Source organism: Acinetobacter sp. FDAARGOS_724 (assembly GCF_013364475.1).
Classification (GTDB): domain Bacteria; phylum Pseudomonadota; class Gammaproteobacteria; order Pseudomonadales; family Moraxellaceae; genus Acinetobacter; species Acinetobacter variabilis.
In genome coordinates this window covers 1989399-2006413 of the sequence record NZ_CP054908.1, presented here as the reverse complement: position 1 = coordinate 2006413, position 17015 = coordinate 1989399, and the positions used below count along the sequence as shown (strand labels likewise).

At 41.3% G+C, this 17015-nt stretch carries 17 protein-coding genes; 8 read left to right on the top strand and 9 right to left on the bottom strand.

The window, feature by feature from the left end:
• The first annotated feature begins 183 nt into the window (after positions 1 to 183).
• The 4 genes from metK to FOC32_RS10770 all read left to right on the top strand — a co-directional run bounded on the left by metK (position 184) and on the right by FOC32_RS10770 (position 4807).
• Positions 184 to 1350 carry a methionine adenosyltransferase gene (metK, locus tag FOC32_RS10785; RefSeq protein ID WP_004786281.1) on the top strand — a complete coding sequence of 389 codons (1167 nt, stop codon included), beginning with the start codon at positions 184 to 186 and terminating at the stop codon, positions 1348 to 1350.
• 340 nt (positions 1351 to 1690) lie between these two features.
• On the top strand, positions 1691 to 2035 hold the full coding sequence (locus FOC32_RS10780) for a hypothetical protein (RefSeq protein WP_175967370.1): 345 nt from the start codon (positions 1691 to 1693) through the stop codon (positions 2033 to 2035).
• A 250-nt stretch (positions 2036 to 2285) separates the two neighbouring features.
• Positions 2286 to 3497 carry a YeeE/YedE family protein gene (locus FOC32_RS10775; protein WP_175967369.1) on the top strand — a complete coding sequence of 404 codons (1212 nt, stop codon included), beginning with the start codon at positions 2286 to 2288 and terminating at the stop codon, positions 3495 to 3497.
• Between the two features lie 87 nt (positions 3498 to 3584).
• Positions 3585 to 4807, top strand: a protein-coding gene (locus FOC32_RS10770; RefSeq protein ID WP_104426777.1) for an IS3 family transposase whose coding sequence is annotated in 2 segments (ribosomal slippage) — positions 3585 to 3921 and positions 3921 to 4807 — 1224 coding nt in all. Because the reading frame shifts where the segments join, the coding sequence is not laid out codon by codon here.
• Positions 4808 to 4855: 48 nt separating this feature from the next.
• Here FOC32_RS10770 and FOC32_RS10765 read toward each other — a convergent pair.
• From FOC32_RS10765 to FOC32_RS10755, 3 genes are all read right to left on the bottom strand, one after another.
• Positions 4856 to 5365: a hypothetical protein gene (locus FOC32_RS10765; protein WP_104426233.1), complete on the bottom strand. Its 510-nt coding sequence runs from the start codon at positions 5363 to 5365 to the stop codon at positions 4856 to 4858.
• 62 nt (positions 5366 to 5427) lie between these two features.
• Positions 5428 to 6207, bottom strand: coding sequence for a TIGR03915 family putative DNA repair protein (locus FOC32_RS10760; protein ID WP_175967367.1), 780 nt, complete (start codon positions 6205 to 6207; stop codon positions 5428 to 5430).
• Positions 6207 to 7466, bottom strand: coding sequence for a putative DNA modification/repair radical SAM protein (locus FOC32_RS10755; protein ID WP_175967365.1), 1260 nt, complete (start codon positions 7464 to 7466; stop codon positions 6207 to 6209). Before FOC32_RS10755 ends, FOC32_RS10760 begins: the two co-directional genes overlap by 1 nt.
• Positions 7467 to 7674: 208 nt before the next feature.
• Between FOC32_RS10755 and FOC32_RS10750 the strand changes: the two genes are divergently transcribed.
• Positions 7675 to 8718, top strand: a complete 1044-nt coding sequence (locus FOC32_RS10750; protein ID WP_005235156.1) for an NAD(P)H-dependent flavin oxidoreductase — start codon at positions 7675 to 7677, stop codon at positions 8716 to 8718.
• 64 nt (positions 8719 to 8782) lie between these two features.
• Here the strand turns inward: FOC32_RS10750 and FOC32_RS10745 are convergent, their stop codons facing one another.
• Positions 8783 to 9460: a hypothetical protein gene (locus FOC32_RS10745; protein ID WP_175967363.1), complete on the bottom strand. Its 678-nt coding sequence runs from the start codon at positions 9458 to 9460 to the stop codon at positions 8783 to 8785.
• 245 nt (positions 9461 to 9705) lie between these two features.
• Entirely contained in the window at positions 9706 to 10731 is a 1026-nt protein-coding gene (dusB, locus tag FOC32_RS10740; RefSeq protein ID WP_175967361.1) for a tRNA dihydrouridine synthase DusB, read from the bottom strand.
• Positions 10732 to 10811: 80 nt separating this feature from the next.
• Here dusB and FOC32_RS10735 point away from each other — a divergent pair, with 80 nt between their 5' ends.
• Complete coding sequence (locus FOC32_RS10735) at positions 10812 to 12017, top strand: DUF1615 domain-containing protein (RefSeq protein WP_175967360.1); 1206 nt, start codon at positions 10812 to 10814, stop codon at positions 12015 to 12017.
• Positions 11984 to 12649 carry an HAD-IB family phosphatase gene (locus FOC32_RS10730; protein ID WP_005235152.1) on the top strand — a complete coding sequence of 222 codons (666 nt, stop codon included), beginning with the start codon at positions 11984 to 11986 and terminating at the stop codon, positions 12647 to 12649. The genes FOC32_RS10735 and FOC32_RS10730 overlap by 34 nt, the downstream gene beginning before the upstream one ends.
• Positions 12650 to 12702: 53 nt before the next feature.
• On the opposite strand, the gene FOC32_RS10725 is transcribed toward FOC32_RS10730, so the two are convergent.
• Entirely contained in the window at positions 12703 to 13797 is a 1095-nt protein-coding gene (locus FOC32_RS10725; RefSeq protein ID WP_175967358.1) for a fatty acid desaturase family protein, read from the bottom strand.
• Between the two features lie 14 nt (positions 13798 to 13811).
• Positions 13812 to 14876 (bottom strand): ferredoxin reductase, encoded by a 1065-nt coding sequence (locus FOC32_RS10720; protein WP_175968205.1) that lies wholly within the window; start codon positions 14874 to 14876, stop codon positions 13812 to 13814.
• Positions 14877 to 15029: 153 nt separating this feature from the next.
• Here FOC32_RS10720 and fabR point away from each other — a divergent pair, with 153 nt between their 5' ends.
• A complete protein-coding gene (gene fabR, locus FOC32_RS10715) occupies positions 15030 to 15707 on the top strand; it encodes an HTH-type transcriptional repressor FabR (RefSeq protein ID WP_175967356.1) in 678 nt (225 codons plus the stop codon).
• 45 nt (positions 15708 to 15752) lie between these two features.
• On the opposite strand, the gene FOC32_RS10710 is transcribed toward fabR, so the two are convergent.
• The gene (locus tag FOC32_RS10710) at positions 15753 to 16553 is read right to left on the bottom strand and encodes an alpha/beta fold hydrolase (protein ID WP_175967354.1); all 801 of its coding nucleotides are present in this window, start codon (positions 16551 to 16553) and stop codon (positions 15753 to 15755) included.
• A 128-nt stretch (positions 16554 to 16681) separates the two neighbouring features.
• On the bottom strand, positions 16682 to 16948 hold the full coding sequence (locus tag FOC32_RS10705) for a PAAR domain-containing protein (protein ID WP_175967352.1): 267 nt from the start codon (positions 16946 to 16948) through the stop codon (positions 16682 to 16684).
• Between the last annotated feature and the right edge of the window lie 67 nt (positions 16949 to 17015).

The window sequence follows — 17015 nt, the reverse complement described above, 5'->3', positions numbered from 1 at the left end:
ATTAAGTTTATTAAATGAATCCACCCTGCTGTTTAGTTAGGCATATCAGTTTTTTTAATTCCAATAATCAAATAAAAGCACAATAATTTGAAACAATTTCGTGCAATTTTGTCGAGTTGCGCTAGTCCTAGAGCACAAGTCGATGTAACATATCGGGTCTTTAAATTTAACTGTGATAGGACTATGCGCGAGTACGCTGTATTTACTTCGGAATCTGTAAGCGAAGGCCATCCAGATAAAATGGCTGACCAAATCAGTGATGCTATCTTGGATGCAATCTTAAAAGAAGACCCATATGCACGGGTTGCTTGTGAAACGCTTGTAAAAACAGGTGCGGTTGTACTTGCCGGTGAAATCACAACAACTGCGAACATCGATTTTGAAGCGGTTGTCCGCCATACCGTTAACAGTATTGGTTATCATCATTCTGACCTTGGCTTTGATGGTTCGACTTGTGCGATCATCAACATGATCGGTAAACAGTCTCCTGAAATTGCTCAGGGTGTAGACCGTCAGAAACCGGAAGATCAAGGTGCCGGCGACCAAGGCTTGATGTTTGGTTATGCCAGCCGTGAAACTGATGTACTTATGCCTGCGCCAATTTCTTATGCGCACCGCTTAATGGAAAAACAGGCTGAATTACGCCGTAACGGTACATTGCCTTGGTTACGTCCAGACGCAAAAAGCCAGGTGACTTTCGCTTATGAAAATGGCGTACCTGTTCGTCTAGATGCTGTTGTGCTTTCGACTCAACACGATCCTGAAATTTCACAAGCTCATTTAAAAGAAGCTGTGATTGAAGAAATCGTGAAAAAAATCATTCCTGCCGACATGTTCCATGCAGATACCAAATTCCACATCAACCCGACCGGGATGTTTGTGATCGGTGGTCCTGTAGGTGACTGTGGTCTGACTGGCCGTAAAATCATTGTAGACACTTACGGTGGTATGGCACGTCACGGTGGCGGTGCATTCTCTGGTAAAGATCCATCGAAAGTTGACCGTTCTGCTGCTTATGCAGGCCGTTATGTTGCGAAAAACATTGTCGCTGCGGGTCTTGCAGACAAATGTGAAATTCAGGTGTCTTATGCGATTGGTGTAGCCGAGCCTACTTCAATTTCAATCAATACCTTCAATACAGGCAAAGTGTCTGATGAATTGATCGTGCAATTGGTACGTGAGCACTTTGACCTGCGTCCATACGGTATTACCCGTATGTTGAACCTGATTCAACCGATGTATAAACAGACTGCTGCTTATGGTCACTTTGGTCGTGAAGGTTCAGATACTGCATTTACTTGGGAAAAAACTGACAAAGTCGAAGCACTTAAGGCATCTGCTGGTCTATAATTTTTCATATTTTAAAAAAGCTCGCTTTATGCGGGCTTTTTTTTATGGTTTCTACTTTTAGCTTGATAAAAATTGATGATGAAATAGTTGTGTTTTGTTACATCTAAAACTGCATACGAAAGCGAGTCTATTCATTCTTTATAAGCAATGAGAAGCAATCCACACAAGGTTTGTAAGAAAATACATTCAAATAATCAGACGATTGATATTTAGCAGAAATTGTATAAGTCTTTATAAAAATTACATTTAGCGAACAAATTCTGATCTAATTATTAGCATAAATTCAAATAAATACTCGCTAGACTGTTTTCGACCTTACAACTACAAAGGATATGACACGATGAATAAATTACTTGTTGCTTTGGGTTTAGCTGCAACCGTTGCTTTAGTGGGTTGTAATAAGAAAGAAAATCCTGAAACAGGTGCGACAACTGGCGAACATTTAGAAAATGCTGCTGATCAAGCAGGCCATGATATAGAAGATGCCACTCATGAGGCTTCTCAAGAAACTGATCAAGCCATGGATAATGCGGCTGCAAATGCTTCCCGTGCCGCTGATGAAGCCGCCGCTGCGACTTCTCGAGCAGCCGATGCCACTGCTGAAGCCGCTAAAAACGCGACTGCTGCAACTGCCGGTGCTATTGAAGAAGGTGCAGGCAAAGTACGTGAGAAAGCTGAAAATTAATTTTTAAAGCTTTCAATCTTTAAAAGCCTGCTTTGCAGGCTTTTAAACTTTTTATACGTTTCACTATTAGACGGGTGATTGTTCTAAATAAAATGATATCTTCTGAAATAATCACGACCTTATATCACTTAAAGTCATAATTATTATCAGTTATCAGGATGTTTAATTGACTCTTAGTAGCCCTAGATCAGCCCATTTTAGTGAGAAATTGCGTAATATACGCGACTTTATTTTTAAAGCTTGATCTCCCATGTCTGTTATTGCTGCGTCTTCCCAGCGATCGAATCTCTCGGTCTGGGTGGCTTTTATTTTACTTGTATTAGGAACTGTCGGTGCTTATCACATCGTAGGTCTGAACCAAGCTCTATTATTTCTGGTGGGTGGTGCATTGGGTATGACCTTGTATCATGCATCGTTTGGTTTTACCTCCAGCTGGCGCGTTTTTATTAAAGAACGTCGTGGTCGTGGCTTACGTGCCCAAATGATCATGTTAGGTCTTGCTGTCTTGCTATTTTTTCCTGCTTTAGGCGCAGGTGAACTGTTTGGTAATCCAGTTCAAGGCTTTGTCAGTCCGGTTTCACTGTCTGTGGTGATCGGTGCATTTATTTTCGGGATTGGCATGCAGCTCGGTGGCGGTTGTGCATCAGGTACACTTTATACTGTGGGTGGTGGTAGTGCTCGTATGCTGGTCACCCTGTTTTTCTTCTGTGCCGGCTCACTGATTGCGACTTCGCATATTGACTGGTGGTTTAACCTACCTCATTTCGCACCTATCTCCATTGTAGAAAGTTTTGGTGTCATTCCTGCACTTGTTTTGAGCTTTGTCGTTTTTGCTGTTATTGCTGCTGCAACTGTATTTTTTGAAAAGAAACGTCATGGCAACTTGGAAATTGAAGCTCAAAGCCAGCATCAGGGCTGGAAACGCTTTTTGCGTGGTCCATGGCCATTAATCTGGGGCGGAATCATTTTAACCCTGCTTAACTTTGCTACTTTGGCGCTGGCTGGTCGTCCATGGGGTGTCACTTCTGCCCTTGCTGTCTGGGCCGCGAAATCTGCAAGTTTTGTTGGAATTGATGTAGCCTCTTGGGCGTATTGGCAGCAACCAGCAAATGCCAAAGCCTTATCTGAATCACTCTGGTTCGATATTACATCCATGATGAACTTTGGCATCATGCTTGGTGCATTATTGGCTGCCAGTCTGGCAGGTAAATTTGCTCCGAACTTCAATATTCCAAAACGTTCATTGGTTGCTGCGGTTATTGGCGGCTTGATGCTCGGCTATGGCGCTCGTCTGGCTTATGGCTGTAATATCGGTGCCTATTTTAGTGGTATTGCTTCGGGCAGCGTACATGGCTGGTTATGGCTGGTCTTCGCATTTCTCGGAAATGGTCTAGGTGTAAAACTTCGTCCAATTTTCTTCCCCGGTGAGAAACCTCAACCAGAAAAATTAACTGGTTGCTAAATAAAAAGCCCATCTTTGTGATGGGCTTTTTTATAGCTTCATACTGTCCCGTCCTGAAATAAGTTTACACCTTAAGAGACTTATTTTATGGAACATGCACAAGAACAACGAGTTAAACGCACACAACGTGATTATAGCTTCGCCTTTAAAATGATGGTTGTACATGAAGTAGAAAAAGGGCAAATTACTTATAAACAAGCTCAGGCAAAATATGGTATTCAAGGAAGATCAACTGTGCTGGTATGGTTACGCAAGCACGGACAACAGGACTGGACTTCGAATATGCCGACTTCTTCTAAACGCCAATTAACCCCCCAACAACGAATCCGCCAATTAGAAAAGCAGTTAGCCGCAGAAAAGCTTAAAACTGAATTTATTCAGGATGTGATTTATCACATTGATAAAGAATGTGGGACTGATCTTGGAAAAAAGTATACCGAGCACGTTTCAAAGATTGGCAAAGCCAAAGAAGACTAAGCGTTTCACGTTATTGTCAGTGGTTGGGAATCACCCGACAAGCTTATTATCAAGCAGAAAAACGTGCTCAAATGGCTGCACAAGCAACTGAACAAATACTTGAGTTGGTTATGGAATATCGTTGTCTCATGCCAAGTATCGGAACACGTAAGCTGTATTGGCTTATTAAAGGCAAATTGTTGCAGCGTGGTTTAAAGTGTGGACGGGATCAGTTATTTAAAATATTGAAAGAGCATAATTTATTGATTCGCCCCAAGCGTCGCTATACAAAAACTACGGATAGCAAGCATTGGATGAAGAAGCATCCAAATTTATTAAAGGATTATTCAGCAGTGCAAGCCAACGAAGTCTTTGTTAGTGATATTACTTATGTTGAGAGTGCTGAAGGCGTACATTATTTATCCTTAGTGACAGATGCTTATACCCGTCAGATTAAAGGTTATAAGTTATCGAATGATATGCGTGCGGAGAATGTTGTGCAGGCTCTACATATGGCGATGCAGCATGTGACGGATCGAGCGACAAGGATGATTCATCATTCAGACAGAGGCTCTCAGTATTGCTCTGAACTATATCAATCGGCATTACGCCATTATGGGGTATGTCCTTCTATGACAGATGGAGGAGACTGTTACCAGAATGCATTAGCAGAGCGGATTAATGGAATATTAAAGCAGGAGTTTTTAATTACACGATGTCAAACCATGAAAGAGTTAGATCACTTAATTGCGGAATCTATCATGATTTATAATTGCTATAGACCACATTTAAGTTTAAATATGAACACCCCGAATCAGACGTATGAGCAAACTAAAACCGAGCTAATTGCTTAACTCGGTTTGAAGTAGAATACTGTCAATCTATTTCAGGACAAGACATACTTATAACGCAGCTTTTAAGTTACAGCCATAATTCATGGTCTGTTGAACCTGGCGATAAGTGGTATAACGATCCAGAATAAAAGTATAGAACTGATCGCTAGATGCAAAATTGGATTTCAGGTCTTCATTCTCGGCTTTAGGTAACTGGATCTTGTCGACCAGATTCAGATTATAATGCCCCAAGCGAAACATTTCGGCAAAATAGCCATTCATCATGTCGCAGTAGGCTACTTTACTGGATTTTAGAGCAGTCCGGCTGACAGGATGCTGGTTTAAAGTTTGCAGGTTATTCACATCCAGAGGCAATTGATGAGAAAAGGCAATGCTTTCTACTTTTTTAAATTGCTGAAAGTCCTGTGCCAACTTACTGTTTAGATCATCAAAACGTTGCTGTAATTCCTGTGCACTTTTAACCTGATATTTACCCGGATCTACTGCTACTTTCTGTTGCTCTGCTGAACACGCAGCCAATCCAGTTACCATAGCTAATGATGCCAGCCATACCTTCATATCTATACACTCGATCTAAATATTAGCTGTCATTATGCCTTAAACTTGGGTAAAGATTTTATTTAAAGTACTTTCTCATTCATATAACGCCAGTAGCGCTTAGGTACATACTGGATATGCAGTTTCATATTTTGTCGTGCCTGAATATTCACGCTTTTAAAATAATCTTTCCAAAGCTGATCATAGAGTACTTCTTCATCATCCAGTTCAATGCTAAAAGACTGACTATGTCCAATCCGGATTTGTGGATCAACTATTTCTGCATTCATTTCTATCTGATGTACATCATCTAAATCGTAATAGATACCGTACTGGCGCTGCTCATCATAAATTAGCCAACGCTGGTCTTGGTAACGTTCCTTAAAATGCCGGGAAATAATCGGCAGTACATTAAAATCCGGTTTGACCAGACTGAGGAACAATCCATCTTTGGCTTTTTTGAAGCGGACAAAAGCTTCCATACGATGCTTTTCACGCCCGACCTGTTTGCACCATTGTGACATTCCGATGACTGCATGATGGCCATAATCTTTATCAACCGGCCGTTGGTTTTGAAACACATAAACTGCAAAATCAAATAGATTCTGAAATGCCTGTTCTTTTTCAGAAAGAAAAGCATAATAAAAGGCTTTTAAACTGCTGGATGATACTTTCTGTTTTAGGCCTTGCCAGACCCGCTGTCCCTGACTTTCATTCGAGGCCACATGAATAAAATCATCGAATAAGCCATTTTGTGCCTGCGGATTGGCAGTCACTTTGACATCAAATTCTTTAAATTCAAAAGCCCGAAAAACACAGCTTAATAAACCGGTCATGGTGCCATCAAAACAGTAGTGTGCCATTAAAAACCGAATCCCAGTTGAGGTGACAATTGTTGCTGATATTTGGATTGACCAGCTTGTAAAATCTGCTGGCGAATCTGCTGGGATTGCTGCTCCTTTTTAAATTTTGGTGTATCTGCACAGCGGATAAAATGCTGTGCCCGGTTATACGCCACGCCCATCCTTTTCAGTTGGTCAATATGAATCTGACCAAAACGGCGTGCCTGTACAATCTTTTTGGCAGAACGTACTCCAATGCCCGGCACGCGTAAAATCATTTTGTAGTCGGCTCGGTTAATATCAACCGGGAAGGCCTCAGGATGACGTAAAGCCCAGCTCAGCTTTGGGTCAATATCCAGATCCAGATTTGGATGCTGGTCATCTACAATTTCATCTGCTGAAAATCCATAAAAACGCATCAGCCAGTCAGACTGATATAGACGATTTTCTCTTAATAAGGGTGGTGCTGAGCCAATTGCGGGTAAGGCTTTTTCTTCGGGATTAATCGGAATATAGCCAGAAAAATACACACGTTTCAGCTTAAACTCCTTGTAGTGCCGATCAGCCATCAAAATAATATCTTTGTCCGTCTCACTATGCGCACCAACCACCATTTGCGTGGTCTGCCCTGCAGGAACAAATTTAGGAACGGATTTGATGATCTTACGTTCATCTTTCAACTGGATTAAACGGTCCCGCACAATTCCCAGATCTTTTTGTACTTCTGTATGGGTTTTCTCTGGGGCAAACTTTTGCAAGCCTGCTTCGGTCGGCATTTCCAGATTGATACTCATCCGGTCGACATATAAACCTGCTTCAGTAATAATCTCCTGTGATGCTCCAGGAATGGTTTTGAGATGAATATAACCATTAAAATTTTCTTCAAGACGCAACTTTTTCACCACCTGCAACATCCGCTCCATGGTGTAATCTGCTGATTTAAAAATTCCCGAACTGAGAAACAGCCCTTCAATATAATTACGGCGATAAAAATTCATGGTCAGATCGACCACTTCCTGCACGGTAAATGCAGCACGTTTTACGTCATTGGAACGACGAGAGACACAATAAGCACAGTCAAAAATGCAGACATTGGAAAACAGTATTTTCAGTAATGAGACACAGCGACCATCTTCGGTATAGCTATGACAGATCCCATTTCCGGTATTGCCCAAGCCTTTGTCTTTATTTTTGCGGTTGCTGCCACTCGATGAACAGGACACATCATATTTGGCGGCATCAGCTAAAATTTGTAGTTTTTCTCGGATACGATCAGACATGATTTCAGCAAGTTGTTGGCTAAAAACCTATTATAAATTTTCCCTGTTCTGCACTATAGCTTTGCTGTCTTTGTGACGACATCTCATGTCGTAAGAAATGTAAATGAACCGTTATCCATACAGCATTATTTCAAAATAAAATAACCAATATGATTTGCTTAATTCTGCGGCTATAGGCAAAGTAGATAGAGTAACAGGGAGCAAATCTATGTCTTTATTAGAAAAACTTGGAATAAAACATCCTATTTTTTTGGCCCCTATGGCAGGCCTTTCGACACCTGAACTGGCAGCGGAAGTTTCAAATCAAGGTGGTCTGGGTTCGCTAGGCTTGGGAGCCAGCAGCGTAGAATCTGCGCGCCAGCAGATTTTAAAAACTCAGGAACTTACAGACTGCCCATTTCAGGTTAACTTTTTCTGTCATGACAGCCAGCCTCTTGATGAAAACGTAGCTCAAGCCTGGATTGACCAGTTTAAAGATAAATTTGCTGAATACGGAATTAATCCACCCACTCAATTACACTGTATTTACCCAAGTTTTAAAGACAATGATGATTTCTTGAATCTGGTTCTGGAAACCAGACCATGTGCGGTCAGCTTTCATTTTGGCATTCCTCTTCCGCATCAGGTTCAGGCTCTAAAAGATGCCGGTATTCTGACGATGGTATCTGCCACCAATTTTGCTGAGGCCAAAGCCATTCAAGAGGCAGGGATTGATATCATCATTGCTCAAGGCATTGAGGCTGGAGGTCACCGGGGTATCTTTAGCACCAAGTTTGATGCCTCAGTCAAAACCTCTAATCTGGTCAAGTTAATAAAACAGCATTTTTCATTGCCGGTGGTTGCTGCAGGCGGAATCATGAATGGTGAACAAGCACGTCAGATGATGGACTTTGGCGCTGAAGCAGTACAATTAGGCACGGCATTTGTTCAGTGTAAATCTTCCAATGCCAATGACGCCTATCGTAAAGCGCTACTGTCCAAGCCGCTGACTCAAGTTAGTGCCAGCATTTCCGGCCGTCCAGCGCGTGGCATCATTAATCACTGGCATATAGACATCGACACTCCTGATCGTCTGGATGTACCTGCCTATCCATATACTTATGATTTGGCCAAGCAGTTACATGCAGCAGCGTCCAAACATGGTGATCAGGGTTATGGCGCGTTTTGGGCTGGTTCGAATGTGGCGCAAATTCGTGAGATGGAAGCCTCTGATTTAATTAACCAGTTAGTGCTGGAAATGAAACAAAAATAAAGCAAAATTTAATTTTAGAACATAAAAAAACCTCTCCAAAGAGAGGTTTTTTTATATCGTTCTTTTAACGAGTCATACGATACCAAGCATCTTTGATCGCAAATTTCGCTTCTTCCCAATTCAAACGGGATTCCCCTTTTACCTGCTCCCATTTGGTTCGTAGTTCAGGTTCGGCATGTTCAAAGTCAGTTTGACGGTCATATAGCGGACGGTTTTCATAACCCACCCGATAAGCACCACGATAGTCGCGATCATAGTCTAGATCGCTGTAGGTGGTACGTGATTCAGTATAATACGGACGGTTGGTATGTTCGTTTCTCCAGTAATCATCTTCCTGCTTAATCATGTCCGGATGCTGATAATTATCTGCCTCTGGATGATTTTCTGGATGCTCGTAGTTATCCGTCTGTTTCGAATGATCAGGTGAAGCAATATCATTCCCTGCAATGCCGCCTACAACACCGCCAATGATACCGCCTACTACCGCCCCTGGAGGACCACCTACCAGACCGGCAGTTGCTCCAACTGCTGCCCCGCCTAAAGTACCTGCACTGGTAGCAAGTACATTATCCTCGCCTTCATTCATATCTGGCACACGAGGATTATCTTTTTGAGGTGAATTCAAATCTGGTCGAGCACTGGCATCTGTTGCATCTTGATTTAATGCGTCACTACGTTCCTCTGGTAATTCAGTCGAGGTTTTATTGCCAAAGTCTGTAACTGGACGATTGGTATTTGTCATTATAGATCTCCCTTGATCATGAGAATGAACAAGATTGAATAAACATCTTGCCATGCTAGAAATTCAGCTTAGAGCAATTTCACGTAAACAATGTCCATATCCTGTCCAGTTTCAGTGAACTTAATATGCGGCTATGTTCACTACAGTCTTTAATGTAACGGAAGCATATAAAATTTTAGCTATAAGATAAAAAAGGTACTGTATTTACTACAGTACCTTTTGAAATAAGTAGGAAATCTATCTTTTTATTTAGTTTCTAACAGATTCACCTGATCTATTTGTACATCGCTCATGATATGTCCATGTTCCAGTAATCCATTAAAATAGTTTTCCACCACTTTATATTGATCGGCGGTGTTTTCTACCTGATACATATTTTGACGGAATTCATTGCTGGAACGTAAACCTTTGGTATACCAGGCAATATGCTTACGCGAAATACGGCAACCTGAATATTCACCATAAAATTCATAAAGCTCAGATAGATGTCCTAATAATACATCTTTCACTTCAGCAATACTTGGCGCAGCAAGATGCTCTCCAGTTTCTAAATAATGTGCAATTTCACGAAAAATCCAGGGACGTCCTTGTGCAGCACGGCCAATCATGATGGCATCTGCACCTGTATAGTCCAGTACATATTTGGCTTTCTCAGGGCTATCAATATCTCCATTCGCAATCACGGGAATATTCAACATCCCTTTCACCTCCTTGATTAAAGAATAGCGTGCCGTATTGAGGTACATGTCTTCACGAGTACGACCATGTAATGCTAACGCTGCAATCCCCGCTTCTTCAGCACGTTTTGCAACTCGTAGGATATTTTCATGACCGTTGAGATAGCCCAAACGGGTTTTTAAAGTCACAGGAACATCAACTGCAGCAACGACTGCATCTAAAATACGTGCAACCAGATCTTCATCCTTTAACAAGGCAGAACCGGCCAGCTTATTACAGACTTTCTTTGCTGGACAACCCATATTGATATCAACAATTTGTGCCCCATTTGCAACCTGATAACGCGCTGCCTCAGCTAAGTCATGCGGATCAGAACCAGCAATCTGCGCTGAGATTGGTGCCAGCTCACCATCAAAATTTGCCCGATATAAGCTCTTTTTGCTCATGCGCAAGGTCTTGTCAGAAGTCATCATTTCACTGACTGCATGACCCGCACCGAAGTACTTGCATAAGGTTCTAAATGGACGATCGGTGACACCTGCCATGGGAGCGACAATCAAATTATTTGACAGTTGATAGGGACCAATATACATATAAATTCATCACTTTTCTGATGGGCATAGTATACTGCATCTGCCTTGTTCACTCATCTTTTCAATTTATTTACGACACCATGAACAAATATTTTGCTCAAGCTTTTTCTCTTAAGTCCTTATCCCTACTTGCTTTATCTATTAGCCTTGTAGGGTGTGGCAATGGTTCATGGTGGTCAAATGATGAACCAACTCTTGAAGTTGAACATATTCGCAAAGCCATTCCAGGTCGTGTCAGCCAGCGCGAATCCTGGGCACAAGATATTTATGACATTACTGACCAGCTCGGTATTCCACAAACTAAAGAGAATATCTGTTCAATCGTAGCAGTTGTCGATCAGGAATCTAACTTTAATGCAGACCCGGTAGTTCCTGGACTTGGTGAAAAAGCCGTTAAAGAAGTTCAGGAACGGCTGGAAGAAAAATTTAAAGATAAACTTGGTGAAAGTATCGGTGGAACAGTTGCAGGATATTTCCAGGATGTACTAAAAAACCATCCAAGCCCAGAAGACAATTATTTAAGCCAGATGCGCCGGGTCAAAACCGAACGTCAATTAGATGAACTTTATCGTGAAATCTTTGATTTCATGGCTAAGCATTATCATGTAAGCGCATTGACAGGTGCAGCTAAACTGTTTGGGCAAAATATTGGCGAAAAAATGAATCCGATTACAACTTTAGGTTCCATGCAGGTTCATATCAGCTATGCCAAGGAATATAAACGTCAAGGTGGTAGTATTGCTGATTTACGTAGTGACCTGTATAGCCAGTATGGCGGACTCTATTACGGGATTCATCGATTGATGATGTACCCTGCGGATTATGAAAAACCGATTTATCGCTTTGCTGATTATAACTCTGGGATGTATTCCAGCCGTAATGCAGCATTCCAGAGCATGTTAAATAGCTTAACCGAAGCTGAGTTGAGTCTGGATGGCGATTTACTACTATATACTAAAGATGGCGCGATTCGCTCACAAAAGAGTCAATCTGAACGAGAGCTCATCAGCGTTTTTGCAAAAAATAATTTTATTATTACTGAACGTCAGATTCGGGCTGACTTAAAGAAAGAAAAAGTTAAAGATTTTGAAGATACTATGACTTATCGTGGCATCAGTAAACTTTATCAAGAAAAAACTGGTAAAGAGCCAATCTATGCAATGATGCCAGAAGTCGTGATCTCAGGCCCAAAATTGAGTCGTGAGTATAATACTAACTGGTTTGCCAGCCGTGTCGATGGTCGTTATCAAACATGCATGCACCGCATCAAAAACATAAAACTCTAGCCTTATTTGATTTTGATGGAACCCTGTATCCTTATGACAGTTTTACAGGGTTCATTTTCTATGCCTTAAAGAAAAGGCAAATTCTGAAACGTGGACTTCGTATTCTGCCTTGGATTCAGGCTTACTATCTTAAGCTCTATCCTGCTCATGCGATGCGACCAAAACTGTATTACACCATGTTCAGAAATAGTCATGCGCAGGAAATTCAGCAGCTTGCCGAAGAATACGCACAGCGGCTTGTTTTAAGATTGAATCCCAAGCTCTTAAAGCAACTCAGACAACACCAGCAACTCGGGCATCAAGTCGTTCTCGTTTCAGCCTCGTTAAATTTATATTTAAAACCGGTTTGTACTTATTTAGGCATTGACCTGATTTGTAGTGAAGTAGAAATTCTGACAGGCGAAATGACAGGTTTATACAACACACCTGATTGTAGTAAGGATCAGAAGAAAAGCAGAATCTTGGAAAAATATAATTTAGAAGATTATGCTGAAATTTATGCTTATGGAAATAGTGAGGAAGATGAGGCAATGTTAAGCCTTGCACAGTATGCTTATTTAGAAGGACGAGATAAAGTACTTCCATTACTTGAAATGAATTTACCCAAGTCTGAACTTAAAATAATTAATTAAACTGAGAATAATAAAAAACCGCTATGAACAGCGGTTTTTTATTGAAATCTATCTTACTTCTTAAACGGAAACGCATATTTCACGATACGTTTAATCACGCTGCCATACTGTTTTACCAGACTGGCATTATTATAGTTTAAGCCGTATTTTTTACATACCGCTTCTACTTTTGGTGCCATTTGACGATAACGGCGTGCAGGCACATCTGGATATAAGTGATGTTCAATCTGATGGCTTAAATGTCCAGTCAAAATATGAAACGCTTCAGAACCGGTTAAGTTTGAAGAACCACGAATCTGACGCATATACCAGTGACCACGGCTTTCATTTTCCATGACGGCTTTCGGAAACACTTCTACATCTTTAGTAAAGTGACCACAGAAAATAATACTAAAAGTCCAGATATTACGAAGACCATTTGCCACCAGGTTACCTGTCAATACCGGTAATGCTGCAGGACCTGCAATCAACGGAAAGAATACATAATCTTTGAATAATTGCTTACCAATTTTACGCTGCATTGGCTCCCATTCTTCAAGAGTTTGTTCTTTGGTTTTACGGCCTTTGAAGTATTTACCCAATTCAAGGTTTTGAATGGCTACGCCCCACTGGAATAATAAGCAAAATGGAATACTGTAAATTGGCTGTAATAAATAGCCTGGTTTCCAGCGTTGCTCAGGGAATAAACGCAACAAGCCATAACCAATATCATCATCCATACCTTTAATATTGGTATAGGTATGATGCTTGAAGTTATGGGTTTGACGCCAGTTGTCTGAAGTTCCGACAATATCCCACTCGTAAGTCTGGCCATTGAGCTTCGGATCATTCATCCAGTCATATTGACCGTGCATGACATTATGACCCAGTTCCATATTTTCCATGATTTTGGCAAAGCCTAATAAGCCTGTACCCACCAACCATGCTGGCGGAAACCAGCCTGCGAATAATAAGGCACGACCTGCAATCGATGAATAACGGATGCTCGAATATACGCGACGGATATATTTGGCATCTTTTTCACCTAAATCATCCAGCACTTCCTGCTTGATGGCATCAAGCTCACGTGCAAGTTCATCTAGCTCAGATTGGGTCAGTTCACGGTTTTTAGGATTTTTAAAATACTGTAATTTTACTGGCATATTCATAGGATAAAACTCGCTTATAAGTCGATGACAAGGTCAGTCTGCGCTGAGTTAACACAAATTTTTAAAAGATTACCTGGCTCGGTATTTTGTGCGCCATTGACCAGATTCTTGGTTGAACCTTCTGCTTTATTACAGGCACATTTATTACAGATGCCCATACGACAGCCATGGGTCGGTCGGATATTCTGCTGTTCCAGACTCACCAGAATCGACTGGCCTTTAGGAATCGTGACAATTTTTTTCGATTGAGTCAGGGTTACATTGACAAAACCAGTATCAGCTTCATCATTCAGACTCATGCTGAAAGCTTCACTTTTGAACAGTTTTGCTGAAGCAAACAGTCGTTCTGCAGTCGCAACAAAACCTGATGATCCACATGCATAGACTGTGCTGTGTTCCAATGCCTGCAATTGATCTAGATAAGATTCATCAAGACGCGGCGCAGCCGGTTGTTCCTGAGTTGCAAATACCTGATAAGAAAAGTTTGAAAACTTTTGTGCCAGCTCTTCAAAACGCGCAATGAAAGCAGCATCCTGATTTTTCTTGACCCAATACCATAAAGTTACTGGTGCAACCAATTCAGCTTTATCTTTTAAAGCTTCCAGTATACTCAGCATTGGTGTAATACCACTACCCGCAGCAAGCAAAAGCAATGGGCTGCTCTGTTCTGGCAAAGTCATGTCACCGAAAGGTTGACCGAATTCAATGATATCGCCGACTTCAGCCTGTTCAGCAAACCAGGTGGTAACCTTACCTGCATTCACTTTTTTAACCGTCAATAAAACATGCTGCTGATCAATACGGGTCAGACTATAGCTACGTTCATAACGAATGCCGTTCACCACCACAAATACAGGATGATGCTGGCCCGCCTGACCGAACTGGAATAAATGATTGACACGAATCGTCAGACTCAGCATATCCTGCGCAGCATTTTCTTTGCGCACGATCTTGCCTAAGGGCTGATTCATCGACCATAGAGGATTTAATTTCTGCATCCAGAAATTAATCGCATATGGATCAATCACACTCTCTTTCAGCGTATTTAATGGCGTTTTAAGCTTTTCGAGTACAGGCATCGTTTTAGACATCACCTTGGATTTTTAATTATTATACACTTGTATATATATTTGTATATACACTTGTATTGTTTCTAATCATTTCACAAGCTGGACTGCCTTCGTTATAATGTGTTAATGCCTTTTACTAATCACCTCATGAATGAGCCTTCAATGAAAATAAGCAGTGACGCGTCTTTACCATCGAAAAGCATTGATGAGCCCATTATTGTCCGTAGTGTGGGCCGTAAAGCGATCATTACCAAGGAAGAATTGTTTCAGGCTGCTTTAAACCTGATTGGACCACAAAAAAGTATTTCATCTTTAAGCTTGCGTGAAGTTGCCCGTGAGGCTGGAATTGCTCCGAACAGTTTTTATCGTCATTTTAAAGATATCGATGAACTGGCGATTGAATTGATTGATCGTGCCGGGATTGTGCTGCGTCAGATTCTCAATGAGTCCCGCCTAAAAGCATCGAAACAGAATAGTATTATCCGTAGTTCTGTCGAAGTCTTTATTGCCCAGCTGGATGCTGATGAAGGCAATTTAAGCTTGTTATTACGTGAAGGCTATACCGGTTCAAAATCTTATAAACAGGCAGTCGAACGCCAACTGAATTATTTCCAGCAGGAGCTTCAGGAAGACCTGATCCGTCTGGAACGACTTAATAATAAAAAATTATTTCATCCCGAGATTGCTGCCAGAGCGATTACCCAACTGGTATTTAATATGGGAGCCAATGTGATCGATATGGCACCTGAAGACCGTAAGGAAATTGCGGAACAAACCATGATCATGATTCGCATGATTCTGGAAGGTGCCCGTCATCTGGATCAGTCTCAGATCCGTTAAACCAGCTGAAAAAAGACTCTTAGTGAGTCTTTTTTATTATCAAGATTAAAGCTCATTCAATTTAGCTTTAACATGGTTTGCTGTCACTTCTGGATGTTCTAGTGGAAACATATGTCCGCCCTGCACTACTGAATAATCTACCCGATAGACCTTATGCATGCCTTGTGGTAAACCTTGCTGATAAAACTGGCTGCGCTCTGCTGTGATTAAATGTATCGGGACCTGTGGTGGTTTTCTTGGTGTACGCCACCACCAGGCCGGTACAGTCCGGAAAATTTCTGCCTCAATCTGTTTCGGAATAGCTAAAGTTACCCCTCCACGCTCTTGATCAGGCACAGTCCCGCTTTCAATATAATCCTGAAAACATTGCTCATCAAAATGCTTAAACAGACGATTCGATCTCAGCGCTGCAACGGCGTCCTGTTTAGATGGCCAGTAATCCTTACGTTTTAGGGTAATACCTGCCGGAGTGAAGCGGTCAATACTTTTTAAGTTGAACTTTTTCACGACTTCAAACAATGCACTATTTTTCCCAATTACGAAAGGTGGATCCATGATCACCAGTTTGGAAAATAAATCCGGACGTTGATAGGCTGCCATTAAAGTTACCAAACCACCAAATGAATGTCCCAGCCCAATCACCTTTTGATCCGGAGATTGCTGCTGGATATCCTGTATCACTTCATTTACTAGATAACGCCAGTCTTTGGTAATTGGATAGGCTGGATTCATCCCGATCAGCGGAATCGCCTTGACCTGATATTCATCCTGAAAATAATTTAAAAACTTCCGATAGCTTGCCGATGGAATGCCATTGGCATGAGTAAAATGCAAAACCTGTTTCATTATTTTCTTTGATCATTTCTTTATAAAGCCTGATAGAAGCTTAATATTAAAATATGAAATTCCACAGGATCTAAATCACCAATCTATGACCTTTAAGTCACTTTCAGTCTAGATCGACATATGGTCCATTATTTTTTAGAAATAGCCAGATTTTGCATCGGTAAAAAAGTGGCTCCACAACTGGCTTTATCTCCAGCAATGATTACAGCCCTACCTTTGACTATTGTAGATAAATCACTAGCAATTGCAGTAACCGTAGTTTGGCACTTGGGACAGTAATGCTTCATGCCATTCAGATGCACCGCCATGCCATTAATTAAAAAAGAGTTTTCACATTCAGTGACCATACCGCCATGGCTGGTTTTCGCGCCAATAGTGATCAATGCTTTGGACATGATATTTTATTTCTTATTCTTAGAGGTGCTGATTTTAAACAATACAGAAAATATCAGCTAGCACAGC

Coding starts and splice junctions, on each gene's coding strand:
- metK (WP_004786281.1), top strand. CDS start 184: ATGCGCGAGTACGCTGTATTTACTTCGGAATCTGTAAGCGAAGGCCAT.
- FOC32_RS10780 (WP_175967370.1), top strand. CDS start 1,691: ATGAATAAATTACTTGTTGCTTTGGGTTTAGCTGCAACCGTTGCTTTA.
- FOC32_RS10775 (WP_175967369.1), top strand. CDS start 2,286: ATGTCTGTTATTGCTGCGTCTTCCCAGCGATCGAATCTCTCGGTCTGG.
- FOC32_RS10765 (WP_104426233.1), bottom strand. CDS start 5,365: ATGAAGGTATGGCTGGCATCATTAGCTATGGTAACTGGATTGGCTGCG.
- FOC32_RS10760 (WP_175967367.1), bottom strand. CDS start 6,207: ATGGCACACTACTGTTTTGATGGCACCATGACCGGTTTATTAAGCTGT.
- FOC32_RS10755 (WP_175967365.1), bottom strand. CDS start 7,466: ATGTCTGATCGTATCCGAGAAAAACTACAAATTTTAGCTGATGCCGCC.
- FOC32_RS10750 (WP_005235156.1), top strand. CDS start 7,675: ATGTCTTTATTAGAAAAACTTGGAATAAAACATCCTATTTTTTTGGCC.
- FOC32_RS10745 (WP_175967363.1), bottom strand. CDS start 9,460: ATGACAAATACCAATCGTCCAGTTACAGACTTTGGCAATAAAACCTCG.
- dusB (WP_175967361.1), bottom strand. CDS start 10,731: ATGTATATTGGTCCCTATCAACTGTCAAATAATTTGATTGTCGCTCCC.
- FOC32_RS10735 (WP_175967360.1), top strand. CDS start 10,812: ATGAACAAATATTTTGCTCAAGCTTTTTCTCTTAAGTCCTTATCCCTA.
- FOC32_RS10730 (WP_005235152.1), top strand. CDS start 11,984: ATGCATGCACCGCATCAAAAACATAAAACTCTAGCCTTATTTGATTTT.
- FOC32_RS10725 (WP_175967358.1), bottom strand. CDS start 13,797: ATGAATATGCCAGTAAAATTACAGTATTTTAAAAATCCTAAAAACCGT.
- FOC32_RS10720 (WP_175968205.1), bottom strand. CDS start 14,876: ATGCCTGTACTCGAAAAGCTTAAAACGCCATTAAATACGCTGAAAGAG.
- fabR (WP_175967356.1), top strand. CDS start 15,030: ATGAAAATAAGCAGTGACGCGTCTTTACCATCGAAAAGCATTGATGAG.
- FOC32_RS10710 (WP_175967354.1), bottom strand. CDS start 16,553: ATGAAACAGGTTTTGCATTTTACTCATGCCAATGGCATTCCATCGGCA.
- FOC32_RS10705 (WP_175967352.1), bottom strand. CDS start 16,948: ATGTCCAAAGCATTGATCACTATTGGCGCGAAAACCAGCCATGGCGGT.